General features: G+C 71.7%; 12 protein-coding genes. 1 reads left to right on the plus strand and 11 read right to left on the minus strand.

The genetic code is table 11. The annotated features are described in order from the left end of the window. Positions 1-158: 158 nt before the first annotated feature. The 5 genes from O7542_RS30185 to O7542_RS30205 form a co-directional block, all read right to left on the minus strand. On the minus strand, positions 159-653 hold the full coding sequence (locus tag O7542_RS30185) for a GNAT family N-acetyltransferase (protein WP_281605524.1): 495 nt from the start codon (positions 651-653) through the stop codon (positions 159-161). Between the two features lie 84 nt (positions 654-737). Then, positions 738-1,469 carry a class I SAM-dependent methyltransferase gene (locus O7542_RS30190; RefSeq protein WP_104115168.1) on the minus strand — a complete coding sequence of 244 codons (732 nt, stop codon included), beginning with the start codon at positions 1,467-1,469 and terminating at the stop codon, positions 738-740. Between the two features lie 206 nt (positions 1,470-1,675). Continuing rightward, a complete protein-coding gene (locus O7542_RS30195) occupies positions 1,676-2,389 on the minus strand; it encodes an ElyC/SanA/YdcF family protein (protein WP_281605525.1) in 714 nt (237 codons plus the stop codon). A 23-nt stretch (positions 2,390-2,412) separates the two neighbouring features. After that, on the minus strand, positions 2,413-2,775 hold the full coding sequence (locus tag O7542_RS30200) for a PH domain-containing protein (protein WP_018784695.1): 363 nt from the start codon (positions 2,773-2,775) through the stop codon (positions 2,413-2,415). A gap of 31 nt (positions 2,776-2,806) precedes the next feature. Next, positions 2,807-3,115: a 4a-hydroxytetrahydrobiopterin dehydratase gene (locus tag O7542_RS30205; protein ID WP_018784696.1), complete on the minus strand. Its 309-nt coding sequence runs from the start codon at positions 3,113-3,115 to the stop codon at positions 2,807-2,809. 184 nt (positions 3,116-3,299) lie between these two features. On the opposite strand from O7542_RS30205, the gene O7542_RS30210 reads away from it, so the two are divergent. After that, complete coding sequence (locus O7542_RS30210; RefSeq protein ID WP_197494946.1) at positions 3,300-3,743, plus strand: (deoxy)nucleoside triphosphate pyrophosphohydrolase; 444 nt, start codon at positions 3,300-3,302, stop codon at positions 3,741-3,743. An 80-nt stretch (positions 3,744-3,823) separates the two neighbouring features. Here the strand turns inward: O7542_RS30210 and O7542_RS30215 are convergent, their stop codons facing one another. From O7542_RS30215 to O7542_RS30240, 6 genes are all read right to left on the minus strand, one after another. Further along, the gene (locus O7542_RS30215) at positions 3,824-4,933 is read right to left on the minus strand and encodes a succinate dehydrogenase/fumarate reductase iron-sulfur subunit (protein WP_043328414.1); all 1,110 of its coding nucleotides are present in this window, start codon (positions 4,931-4,933) and stop codon (positions 3,824-3,826) included. Further along, on the minus strand, positions 4,923-6,845 hold the full coding sequence (locus tag O7542_RS30220; protein WP_043328415.1) for a fumarate reductase/succinate dehydrogenase flavoprotein subunit: 1,923 nt from the start codon (positions 6,843-6,845) through the stop codon (positions 4,923-4,925). The genes O7542_RS30215 and O7542_RS30220 overlap by 11 nt, the downstream gene beginning before the upstream one ends. 10 nt (positions 6,846-6,855) lie before the next feature. After that, on the minus strand, positions 6,856-7,677 hold the full coding sequence (locus tag O7542_RS30225; RefSeq protein WP_043328416.1) for a hypothetical protein: 822 nt from the start codon (positions 7,675-7,677) through the stop codon (positions 6,856-6,858). A gap of 228 nt (positions 7,678-7,905) precedes the next feature. Further along, on the minus strand, positions 7,906-9,315 hold the full coding sequence (locus tag O7542_RS30230) for a metallopeptidase TldD-related protein (protein WP_281605526.1): 1,410 nt from the start codon (positions 9,313-9,315) through the stop codon (positions 7,906-7,908). A gap of 76 nt (positions 9,316-9,391) precedes the next feature. Then, positions 9,392-10,828: a TldD/PmbA family protein gene (locus O7542_RS30235; protein WP_043328418.1), complete on the minus strand. Its 1,437-nt coding sequence runs from the start codon at positions 10,826-10,828 to the stop codon at positions 9,392-9,394. Between the two features lie 147 nt (positions 10,829-10,975). Continuing rightward, positions 10,976-11,524, minus strand: a complete 549-nt coding sequence (locus tag O7542_RS30240) for a Uma2 family endonuclease (RefSeq protein ID WP_043330945.1) — start codon at positions 11,522-11,524, stop codon at positions 10,976-10,978. Positions 11,525-11,665 lie beyond the last annotated feature (141 nt).

Raw genomic sequence — 11,665 nt, forward strand, 5'->3', positions numbered from 1 at the left:
GGCAGATGGTTGACCTGATCCTGGAGCGTGTCCTGCCGCGACCTCACCCGGTGATCAAGGGGTTTACGTCTCCCGGACCGCGCCGACCGGACACAAACTCCTTGATCACCGGGCGGGCCGGGGCGGGACCGGGGCGGGGCGGGCGGGGCGGGGGAGCGTCAGGTGACGTGCGGGCTGCGGCGTTCGATCAGGGTCACGTCGCGCCAGGTGCCGTAGTGGCGGCCCACCCGCTCGCGGGTGCCGACGACGCGGAAGCCGCACGTCGCGTGCAGCGCGAGACTCGCCGTGTTCTCCGGGAACACGCCGGACTGGATGGTCCAGATCCCGGCCGCCTCGGTCGAGGCGATCAGCGCCTCCAGCAGCGCCCGGCCGACCCCGCGCCCGCGCCCCCGCGGGTGCACGTAGACGGAGTGCTCGACCACGCCGGCGTAGACGCAGCGGTCGGAGACAGCGGAGCAGGCCACCCAGCCGAGCACGTCGCCTGCCTCGTCGAGCGCCACCCAGCGGTGGCCGGGCAGCCGGGTGGCGGTGAACCTCGTCCAGTCCGGCGGCTCGGTCTCGAACGTGGCGTTGCCCTCGGCGATGCCCAGACGGTAGATCTCCAGTACGGCGTCGGCGTGCGAGTCGTCCATCGCGACGACGGTGACAGTCATCGGTTCCCCCTGTCCGGACCGGCGGTCGTCAGCGTAGTCGCGCGTCGAGGGGCCGGTACGACGCCCGGCCCCTCGACGTGAGCGCTACCGCCGCCGGTAGACGGAGATGTGCGAGCGGCTGTCCGCGTCGAACGGCGACCGGTCCCAGTCGGCGTACCGCTCGGTGAGCCGCAGCCCGGCCCGCTCCGCCAGCTCGTCGACCTGCTCCGGCCAGGCGTAGCGCATGGCGAACGGCTTCAGGTGCACGCCGGAGGCGTCGAACGTGACGGTCTGCCGCACGAACGTCTGCGCCGCGCGGTCGTACCGGTGCACGCGGATGGTGGCCGAGTCCTCGGTCACCTCCCGCACCTGGACCTGCTCGTCCCGGTCGAAGTCCGCCGGGTCGGGCACGAACGTCTCGATGACGAACGCCCCGCCGGGCGCGAGCACCCGGGCGACGTTGCGGAAGCACGCCGCCTGGCGTTCCTCGGAGACCAGGTTGAACAGCGTGTTGAACACCAGGAAGACCAGACGGTACGGCCCGGCGACCGGGACGTCCGCCATGTCGCCGATGGTCACGGGCAGGTCCGCGCCGCCCGGCTTGGCGCGCAGGTGCGCGACCATCTCCGGGGACGCCTCGACGCCCTCCACGGTCAGACCGCGGGCGGCCAGCGGCAGGGCCACCCGGCCGGTGCCGACCGCCAGTTCGAGCACCGGGCCGCCCTCGGCCAGCGGTGCGAGGAAGTCGACGGCCGGGGCCGGGTCGGGATTGCCGGGGCCGTCGTAGGTGTCGGCCCAGAGCCGGCCGAACAAGCCGGGATCGTCGAAGACGGACATCACACGCCCTCCCGCCGGGCGGAAGGGACAGGACGCGGCGCGAGGTCAGCGACCTCCGCCGGAATGGGGTACGGAAACACGAAGCCTCGTTTCGGCAAGGGTGACGACGGGTCGGTTGGGCTTCGCAGCGTGTGGCATGGCGGTGCTCCCTCCGGTCGGCTTCGAGGGGTCCAGCAGACCAGCAGCCGACCGGGGCGACAACCGGATTACGCCCGCAGCGCGTCGTCCACAGCGGTCTCCCGGCGGCCGAGGTGCACCGGGTCGCGCCCGCTGAGCACGTCCGCGGCGGCCTTGACGCAGGCGGCGTGCTCCCGGGTGGAGCTGATCCGCCACTGGCCGGCGTACCGGCGGGCGGTGTCGTCGCCGACGCCGACGGTGTCGATGCCGGCGTCCCGGCAGAGCGCCACCGCGCGCGGCAGGTGGAACGACTGGGTGACCACAGTGGCCCGCCGGACCCCGAAGACGCGATGCGCGCGCACGCACGAGTCGTACGTGTCGAAGCCGGCATGGTCCAGCACCGTCTTCTCCGCCGGGACGCCCCGCTCGACGAGCCAGCGCCGCATCGCGTCCGGCTCGTCGTAGTCCCAGTCCATGTGGTCGCCGGAGAGCAGAAGCACCTTGACCTTGCCGGCGGCGTACAACTGGCGGGCGATCTCCAGCCGGCCGGCGAGGAACGGCGCCGGGGTGCCGTCCGGGTCCACCTTGGTGCCCAGCACCAGCGCGACCGGCGTCTCGGGCACGTCCGCGGCGCCGAACAGGCGACCCTCGGCGGCGCCGCGGACCCAGGTCACGCTGGCGATCGTGGCGGCGCCCAGCAGCACCACGGCGGCCGTGGCGAGCACCAGGAGCCGGCTGACCAGGCGTACGGCCCGGCGGTGGTCGCCCCGCCAGGCCCGCCAGCGTGCCGTCAGCCCTCGCATGGCGGCGATTGTGCCAGTGCGGGTCAGGAGATGTGGTGCAGGATCACGTTGTGCACGTGGTGGCTCTTCTCCGCGCCCCGGAACTCGACCTCGTAGGTGTGCGTGCCGACGTGCACGGCGATCGACCCGGTGGAGAAGAACGAGCCACCCCAGGACTTGTTGCTCACCACGCTCACGCTGGTGATCTTCGAGTACGGGATGCTGGTGATGGCGTACCGCTTGCCGACGAAGGAGCGGTCCTGGATGATCACCCGCCGGTCGGTCAGGCCGATGAAGCCGGTGCCGGTGCCCACCGCGTCGTAGACGGCGATGATCTGCTCACCGGGCAGCAGCCCGCTCTGGATCTGCTGGAACTGTTCCTTGCGGTCGTACGTGGGGCCAGACATGCATCTGAGGGTAGGCGGGGCGCGCCAGCGCTCAGGGCTCGGTGACCGCGCGGACCGCGTCCTCGATGCGCGCCGCGAGCAGCACCTCACCCTCGGTGAGTGGCTCGCCGTCGCCGTGGCCCAGCCGGATCTGGGTACGATCGGCCCGGCGGCTGATCTCCGGGCGCAGCCGCAGCGCGTCGGCGACCACCGCCACCCGTTCGGTGAGCGCGGCGTGCTGGGTGTCGTCGAGGACGATCGTGCGGCGGATCTGTTCGCCCTCGCGCGTCCATCCCGACAGCAGGGCCAGTGCGTCGCTGAGGTAGTCGTGCTTCGCACGGCCGCTGAACAGCACGCGCATCACCGCACCTCCCAGGCGTCGTTGCCGGCTTGTGGCCAAATCGTCGCCATCCCGTGTCCCAGTCGACGCTCTCTAGTCTCTCGCCACTCAGATGGTGTGTCCACGCCCACACTTCCGTGTTCTGCTGACCTGACGGCCGACGCAGCTACCCAAACCGCCGATTGATCTGGCACGCTGGTGGCCCGTGCGGACCGAACGGATTAGCGGGGGCGGACACGCCGACCGGCGGGAGCCGAGGGTGGTCGTCGGGGCCGCGATCATCGAGGGCGGCCGGGTGCTGGCGTGCGAGCGCTCCGCGCCCCCCGAGGTGGCGGGCCGGTGGGAGTTCCCCGGCGGGAAGGTCGAGCCGGGTGAGGCCGAGACCGACGCGCTGGCCCGCGAGTGCGCCGAGGAGCTGGGCGTACGGGTGGCTGTCGGCGCCCGCGTCGGCCGTGACGTACGGATGGCGCACGGCCGGTCCGTGCTGCGCGTCTACGCCGCCCGCCTGCTGCACGGCGACCAGCCGAAGGCCCTGGAGCACGCGGAGCTGCGCTGGCTCTCCGCCGCCGAGCTGGACAGCGTCGACTGGCTTCCGGCCGACGTGCCGATCGTGGCCGCGCTGCGCCCGCTGCTCGCCACGTCCGACTGAGGCTCCGGACCGGACAACCGGGCCGGAACGGGACGGGGGCCGGCGGCGTGTGCCGCTGGCCCCCGTCGTCGTGCTGTCGTTCAGTGCTTCGGCTCGTCCTGCTGCGGGTGGGCGAAGTTGAGGTGCTCCGGGGGCAGCGGGAACGTCACGTCGTCGCCGAACGGCGACGGCGCGGCGGCCCGGTTGAACGTCAGTTCGGTCAGCGGCAGCTTGCCGTTGGCGTCCACCGCCGGGGCGGTCGGGTGCGGCACCTCGCGGTGCCAGTTGACGCCCTGCTGGGCCTGACGCTCGGCGGCGCTGTCGTGCGAGCCGCCCGCGTGCGAGTGCACCCCGCCGTGCGAGTGCGTTCCGCCGGAGTGCGCGTGCGCCCCGCCGTGCGCCCCTCCGGACGTGACGGCACCGCTGGAATGCCCGCTGGTCGCGCTGGTCTGAGGCACCTGACCCCTCCGGAAGATCTTGTTACCGAGCCACACAAGGGGATCGTACCTGCGGTCGACGACCCGTTCCTTCATGGGGATGATCCCGTTGTCGGTGATCTTGATGTGCTCGGGGCAGACCTCGGTGCAGCACTTGGTGATGTTGCAGAAGCCGAGTCCCATGTCGGACTGCGCGTACTCCCGGCGGTCGGTACGCGCGTCCAGCGGGTGCATGTCCAGCTCGGCCGCCCGGATGAAGAACCGGGGGCCGGAGAACGCCGGCTTGTTCTCCTCGTGGTCCCGGATCACGTGGCAGACGTTCTGGCACAGGAAGCACTCGATGCACTTGCGGAACTCCTGCGAGCGCTCCACGTCGACCTGCTGCATCCGGTAGTCGCCGGGCGCCACGTCGGCCGGCGGCGCGAACGCCGGGGTCTCCCGGGCCTTCTCGTAGTTGAACGAGACGTCGGTGACCAGGTCCCGGATCACCGGGAACGTGCGCAGCGGGGTGACCGTGACGGTCTCGGACTCCTCGAACGTCGACATCCGGGTCATGCAGCCCAGCCGCGGCTTGCCGTTGATCTCCATGGAGCAGGAGCCGCACTTGCCGGCCTTGCAGTTCCACCGGCACGCCAGGTCCGGCGCTTCGGTGGCCTGCAGCCGGTGGATCACGTCGAGGACCACCTCGCCCTCGTTCACCTCGACCGTGTAGTCCTTCAGGTCGCCGCCGGTCTCGTCGCCCCGCCAGATGCGGAACTGGCGCTTACTTCCCATCAGTGTTCGCCTCCTCGGTGAGGGCGTCGAACTCGGCGAGTTCCTCGTCGGTCAGGTACTTGGCCAGCTCGGCCCGGTCGAACAGCCCGATCAGCTCCGGCCGCATCTTCGGCAGCGGCTTGTGGGTCAGCCGGACCGCGTCCCCGTCCAGCGAGCAGACCAGGTTGACCCGCCGCCACTTCGGGTCCATCGCCGGGTAGTCCTCCCGGGTGTGCCCGCCGCGCGACTCCTGCCGCTCCAGCGCCGCCATCGCGGTGCACTCCGAGACCACGAGCATGTTGCGCAGGTCCAGCGCCAGGTGCCAGCCCGGGTTGTAGCGCCGGCCGCCGACCGCGCTCACCTTCGCCACCCGCTCCCGCAGCTCGGCCAGCCGGCGCATGGCGTCCGCGAGCTCGCCCTCGCGCCGGATGATGCCGACCAGGTCGCCCATCACCGCTTGGAGGTCCTGCTGGAGCTGGTACGGGCTCTCGCCGGTGTCGCGCTGCAACGGCGCCAGCGCCGTCTCCACGGCGGCCTCCACCGCCGCCACCGACACCGCCGGGCGGCTGGTGAGCTGATCGGTGTACGTGGCCGCGTGCCCGCCCGCGCGCTTGCCGAAGACCAGCAGGTCGGACAGGGAGTTGCCGCCGAGCCGGTTGGAGCCGTGCATGCCGCCGGACACCTCACCGGCGGCGTAGAGCCCGCGCACCGTGCCGTACGCCGCGCCGGAGTCCGGGTCGACCTCGACGCCGCCCATCACGTAGTGACAGGTCGGGCCGACCTCCATCGGCTCCTTGGTGATGTCGACGTCGGCCAGCTCCTTGAACTGGTGGTACATCGACGGGAGGCGGCGGCGGATCTCCTCGGCCGACTTGCGGGAGGCGATGTCCAGGTAGACGCCGCCGGCCGGCGTACCCCGGCCCTCCTTGACCTCGCTGTTGATCGCGCGGGCGACCTCGTCACGGGGCAGCAGCTCCGGCGGACGCCGGTTGTTGTCCGGGTCGGTGTACCAGCGGTCCGCCTCCTCCTCGGTCTCCGCGTACTGCTTGCGGAACACGTCCGGGACGTAGTCGAACATGAACCGCTTGCCCTCGGAGTTCTTCAGCACCCCGCCGTCGCCGCGCACCGACTCGGTGACCAGGATGCCCTTCACCGAGGGCGGCCAGACCATGCCGGTCGGGTGGAACTGGAGGAACTCCATGTTGATCAGCGTCGCCCCGGCGCGCAGCGCCAGCGCGTGGCCGTCCCCGGTGTACTCCCAGGAGTTCGAGGTGACCTTGTAGGACCGTCCGACGCCGCCGGTGGCGAGCACCACGGCGGGCGCCTCGAAGAGGATGAACTCGCCGGACTCGCGGTAGTAGCCGAACGCGCCGGCGACGCGGTCGCCGTCGAGCAGCAACTCGGTGATCGTGGTCTCGGAGAAGACCCGGATCCGCGCGTCGTAGCTGCCGAACTCCTGCTTGTCCTCCTGCTGTAGCGAGACGATCTTCTGCTGGAGCGTACGGATCAGCTCCAGGCCGGTCCGGTCGCCGACGTGCGCCAGGCGCGGGTACTCGTGGCCGCCGAAGTTGCGCTGCGAGATCTTCCCGTCCTTGGTGCGGTCGAACAGCGCGCCGTACGTCTCCAGCTCCCAGATCCGCTGCGGCGCCTCCTTGGCGTGCAGCTCGGCCATCCGGAAGTTGTTCAGGAACTTGCCGCCGCGCATGGTGTCCCGGAAGTGCACCTGCCAGTTGTCCCGCGAGTTCACGTTGCCCATCGCGGCGGCGGCGCCACCCTCGGCCATCACCGTGTGCGCCTTGCCGAACAGCGACTTCGAGATGATCGCGGTCTTCTTGCCGGCCAGCCGGGCCTCGATCGCCGCGCGCAGGCCGGCGCCGCCGGCCCCGATCACGACGACGTCGTAGTGGTGTCGTTCGATTCGCGTCTCAGTCATGTCCAGGCTCTCAGTTGATGAACCGCAGGTCGTTGATCCAGCCGGCGGCGACCGCCATCACGTAGAAGTCGGTGAGCGCCAGGGTGCCCAGGGTGATCCAGGCGAGCTGCATGTGCCGGACGTTCAACCAGGACACCCCGGTCCACGCCTTGTAGCGCATCGGGTGCTTGGAGAAGTGCTTGAGCCGCCCGCCGATGATGTGGCGGCAGGAGTGGCAGGAGATCGTGTACGCCCACAGCATCACCACGTTGCCGACCAGGATGATGTTGCCCAGGCCGAAGCCGAAGCCGTCGGGGGAGTGGAAGGCCAGGATCGCGTCCCAGGTGTTGATCAGCGAGATGATCGCGGCGGCGTAGAAGAAGTAGCGGTGCAGGTTCTGCCCGAGCAGCGGGAACCGCGTCTCACCGCTGTACGACTGGTGACCGTCCGGCACCGCGCAGGCCGGCGGCGACAGCCAGAACGACCGGTAGTACGCCTTGCGGTAGTAGTAGCAGGTCAGCCGGAACAGCAGCAGGAACGGCAGGGTGAGCGCCGCGTCCGGGATGATCCACCAGCCGGGCAGGAACTGGCCGAAGTGCGAGGAGCCCTCGACGCAGCGGTCGGTGACGCAGGGGGAGTAGAACGGTGTCAGGTAGTGGTACTGCTCCACCCAGTACCACTTGTGCATGAAGACCCGGACCGTCGCGTAGATGACCCACGCGCTGAGCCCGACCACGGTGATCAGCGGAGCGAACCACCACCGGTCGGTCCGCAACGTCTTCGCCGCGATGGCGGCGCGCGCCCGCCCTCCCCGCGGCTGCGATCTCGGCGTCTTGGCCGACGTAGTTGTCATTCGAGTCATCTCCCTGACGTCACTGTCACGTCTTGCGCACGCACGAGGCCACACCGGCGAACCGGTGCGGCTAAGTGACACACGTTACGCCGATCTTCACGGCCCGGCCGCGCAACGCAGTGTCCCGTGTGTCCCGCAGCTTGGAAAGAGTCAGTTCATGATCAATGTGGCGGGTCGGTCGAACGGTGCGCCGACCGGCGCCGCGGGTGCGCCCGGCGACGCGCCGGATCACCCGGACGCGCCGCCGGTGAAGTGCCAGGAGGACAGCCGCAGCGTCGGCGCCTCGTACCAGGACCCGTCGACCCGGCCCGGCTGCCGGACCGGCGCCCGGCCCAGGCCCAGCACCCGCCCTGGCCCCAGCGCCCGCGGGTACGACTCGGTGAACCGGAAGTCGCGCACCGCCCGGGTCGGCACGCCGTCCTCGACCAGCCACACCCCGTTGCGCGTCAGCCCGGTGACCACCAGCTGCTTCGGGTCCAGCACCCGCGTGTACCAGAAGTCGCTCACCAGCAGCCCGCGCCGCATCCCGGCCACCAGCGCGGCGGTGTCCGGGTCGCCCACCGCTCCGGTGACGCCCGCGCTCACCGGCCCGGCCGCGACTGTCGTGCCCGCATCGGCGACGCCCGGATCCGCCAGCAGGCGGATGTTGTGCGGGATCGGCCCGAACGTCGCGCTACCCGGCATGCCGTGGCCGGTCGACCCGCTGCCCGCCTCCGCGCCGCCGCGCCTGTCGTACGCCACCGCCCCGGTGATGCCGCCCTCGACCAGCGGCAACGCCCGCCGCGGCGTGCCCTCCAGGTCGAACGGCAGAGTACCGGCGTGCAGCGGGTCGTCCACCAGCGTCACCAGCGGGTCGAACTGGGCGGTGCCCGGCTCGGCGAACGACTGCCGTTCGGCGTACCGCTTGCCGTTGAAGCCGAACCAGGCGAGGTTCTGCAGCAGGTCGGCGACGGCAGCCGGTTCGAGCACCACCTCGTAGTGCCCGGGCGGCAGCTCGACCGGGTCGGCCGCGGCCCGTGCCTTCGCCGCCGCGTGCGCGCCGAGCGCCGCGCCGTCGAGGTCGGCGAGCCGGTCGGCGCAGAGCCGCGCCACCCCGTCCGCGGCGCCGGCGCGGGCGATGCCGTCCATGGCCGCCTCGGCCGCGCTTCCGGCCGCCGTGTGCCCGGCCGAGTTGGCGAACGCCCCCGACCGGTACGCGGTGCGGCAGTAGCCGGCCGCCTCCAGCCCGTCGACCGCGTCCACGAACGCGCGTACCCGCTCGGCCCGCTCGCCGGGCGAGGCGAACGCGGTGGCCTCGTCGGTGGCCGGGCCGGACGGCACGGGCGTCGGCGCGGTCAGTCCCGGCCAGGCCGGGTCGGGCGGCGCGAGCCGGGCCGCGGCCCGGGTCCGCTCGACCAGGGCGGCCAGCCCGTTGGCGTCGACCCGGCTGCCGCTGCCGGTCGCGGTCCGCCCGTCCACGTGCAACCGCAGGTGTACGGAGACACCGGTCTCGGACACGTTCTGATGGATGAAGGAGTTGGCGAACCGGGTCAGGGCCAGGTCGGTGCGGGTCACCAGTACCTCGGCCTCGGCACCGGGACCGGCCGTACGCCGGACCAGGTCCACCACTCCCGCCGCGATCCCCAGTTCGGCGCTCATGCCGGCACTCCGCTTCGCTCCGTGCCGTCATGAGGCACTGTCGCCCTGAGCCTGCTGATTCGCTCGCTGCGCTCGCTCATGCCCGCACCCCCACCCGGACGCCGCGGAACCGGGCCGGCGCGGCCGGATGGCCGGTGTGCCCGACCTGGCCGGGCTGCCCCTTCCCGCAGTTGGGCGTGCCCCAGGCGACCGTCTCCGAGGAGAGCATGTCCATCGAGCGCCAGAAGACCGGCCCGATGCCGGTGTACGTCGGGTTGCGCAGCATCCGCCCCCGGCGGCCGTTCTTGACCTCCCAGCCGACCTCGCAGCCGAACTGGAAGTTGAGCCGCTTGTCGTCGATCGACCAGGACCTGTTGATGTCCATCAGCACCCCGTCGTCGGTGGCCGCGATGATCTCGTCCAGCGTGTGCGGGCCGGGCTCCAGGCCCACGTTCGTCATCCGCACCATCGGCAGCCGGGCCCAGCCGTCGGCCCGTACGCTGCCGCCGTAGTCCAGGCCGGCGACGGCGGCCGAGTCCCGGCCGGCGAGCACCCCGACCCACCGCCCCTCGCGGACCGCGTCCCGGGCCACGGCCGGGGAGCCCTCGTCGTCGTAGCCGAAGCTGCCCAGCGCCCCGGGGATGGTCGGGTCGATGGTCACGTTCATCAGCTCGGAGCCGTAGCGCAGCGAGCCGAGGCGGGCCAGGTCGAGCCAGGACGTGCCGGCGAAAGCCGCCTCCCAGCCGAGGATGCGGTCCAGCTCGATGGCGTGCCCGACCGACTCGTGGATCTGCAGCGCGAGCTGCTCGCCGCCGAGGATCAGGTCGGTCTCGCCGGCCGGGCAGAGCGGCGCGGTCAGCAGCTCGCGGGACTCCTCGGCGATCCGGGCGGCGTGCGCGGCCAGGTCCAGCGAGGTGACCAGCTCCCAGCCGGTCGTGCCGTACTGCCCGCGGTAGCTCGGGTAGGACCGGCGCTGCGTCTCGCCGTCGCCGATCGACGTGGCCGAGATGCCGCCGCCGCACTCCCGGATGTGCTGGTCGATCCGGTGGCCCTCGCTGGAGACGAACCATTTCGTGGTGTCCCAGATCTGGTAGAGCCCCTCGGCCAGGTCGGCGCCGTGCTCGCGCATCGTCGCGGTGGCGCGGACCAGCAGGTCGCCCTTGTCCGACAGCGGCACCCCGAGCGGGTCGACGGCGCACTCCGAGGCCCAGCTCGCCACCGCCGCCTCGGAAGGCACCAGGTCGATCGGCGGGCCGGGAACCCGCGCGCTCGCGGTGGCGATCGCCGCGGCGCGCCGGCCGGCGTCGCGGGCCGCCGCGTCGGACAGATCGGGTACGGCGTGGAAGCCCCACCCCGATCCGACGAGCGCGCGTACGCCCAGCCCGATGCTCTCGTCCTGGCTCAGCTCCTCGATGTCGCCGTTGCGCGCAGACATCGACTCGTAGCGGCGGTGCATGACCCGGGCGTCGGCGTAGCGGGCGCCCGCGTCGAGGGCGGCTTGGACGGCGGCGGTCGCCGCGTCGAACTCGCTCATGCTGGCACTCCGTTGCCCTGCTGACGCTCGCTCATGCCGGCACTCCGCTGCGCTGCGTGCCGGCATGAGGCACCTTTGCGCTGCCCCGATGATTCGCTCGCTGACGCTCGCTCATGCGCCGACCCTAGGCGAGCCCACCGACATCCGTCAGGGGACGAGATCCTCCGGCCGGATCGTGGCGCGGACGGGCTCGGTCAGCTCCAGCAGGGAACCGGGCTTTGTCACCGACACCTCCCGGTAGTGCCGACCCTGCCGCCGGTGGAGGTGCAGCGTGCCTGTCTCCTGCTCCACCAGCAGGTACCACTCGATGCCCGCGGCGGCGTAGTAGTGCATCTTGAGCACCTTGTCGGTTGCCGCGTTACCAGGTGAGATGACCTCGCACACGAGCCGAACGTCCCGCGCCTCGATCATCGGCTGGTCGAAGTCGATCGGCTCGGTGACGACCAGGTCGGGAATCGGTATGCGGCCTGGCCGGAGCCGGACGTTCACCGTCTCCAGCAGTTCCAGGCCGACGTGCCGGGCCGCGGCCTCCAGCAGGTTGCCGAGGTTCCGCTGGATTCGCTGGTGCCGTGGAGTCGGTGCCGGTGTCACGTGCAGGCTCCCGTCGAAGAGTTCGACGCGTTGCCGCGTCTCGCCGAGGGCGAGGTACTCCTCTTCGGTCCACGGGCCGTCGTGGCCGAACACCGCCGCGGTCATGGTCGCCTCCACCTCGTGCCGACGGGAATCGTCCCTTCGTCGCCGGCACCATCGTCGCACTCCGGGTGCGGCGATGAGGCCGCGACGGCCAGTCGCGAGTGTGGATGTCCCAGGTGACGGGCGTGCGAGACGGAAACCCAG

Origin of the sequence: Micromonospora sp. WMMC264, assembly GCF_027497275.1 — a bacterium.
Classification (GTDB): domain Bacteria; phylum Actinomycetota; class Actinomycetes; order Mycobacteriales; family Micromonosporaceae; genus Micromonospora; species Micromonospora chalcea.

What these genes read in the sequence shown, in the direction of transcription:
- O7542_RS30205 (WP_018784696.1), bottom strand. Translation starts at nt 3,115, where the DNA reads ATGCGCGTGCTGTTCAGCGGCCGTGCGAAGCACGACTACCTCAGCGAC.
- O7542_RS30195 (WP_281605525.1), bottom strand. Translation starts at nt 2,389, where the DNA reads ATGCGAGGGCTGACGGCACGCTGGCGGGCCTGGCGGGGCGACCACCGC.
- O7542_RS30215 (WP_043328414.1), bottom strand. Translation starts at nt 4,933, where the DNA reads ATGGGAAGTAAGCGCCAGTTCCGCATCTGGCGGGGCGACGAGACCGGC.
- O7542_RS30235 (WP_043328418.1), bottom strand. Translation starts at nt 10,828, where the DNA reads ATGAGCGAGTTCGACGCGGCGACCGCCGCCGTCCAAGCCGCCCTCGAC.
- O7542_RS30230 (WP_281605526.1), bottom strand. Translation starts at nt 9,315, where the DNA reads ATGAGCGCCGAACTGGGGATCGCGGCGGGAGTGGTGGACCTGGTCCGG.
- O7542_RS30185 (WP_281605524.1), bottom strand. Translation starts at nt 653, where the DNA reads ATGACTGTCACCGTCGTCGCGATGGACGACTCGCACGCCGACGCCGTA.
- O7542_RS30200 (WP_018784695.1), bottom strand. Translation starts at nt 2,775, where the DNA reads ATGTCTGGCCCCACGTACGACCGCAAGGAACAGTTCCAGCAGATCCAG.
- O7542_RS30190 (WP_104115168.1), bottom strand. Translation starts at nt 1,469, where the DNA reads ATGTCCGTCTTCGACGATCCCGGCTTGTTCGGCCGGCTCTGGGCCGAC.
- O7542_RS30225 (WP_043328416.1), bottom strand. Translation starts at nt 7,677, where the DNA reads ATGACAACTACGTCGGCCAAGACGCCGAGATCGCAGCCGCGGGGAGGG.
- O7542_RS30220 (WP_043328415.1), bottom strand. Translation starts at nt 6,845, where the DNA reads ATGACTGAGACGCGAATCGAACGACACCACTACGACGTCGTCGTGATC.
- O7542_RS30240 (WP_043330945.1), bottom strand. Translation starts at nt 11,524, where the DNA reads ATGACCGCGGCGGTGTTCGGCCACGACGGCCCGTGGACCGAAGAGGAG.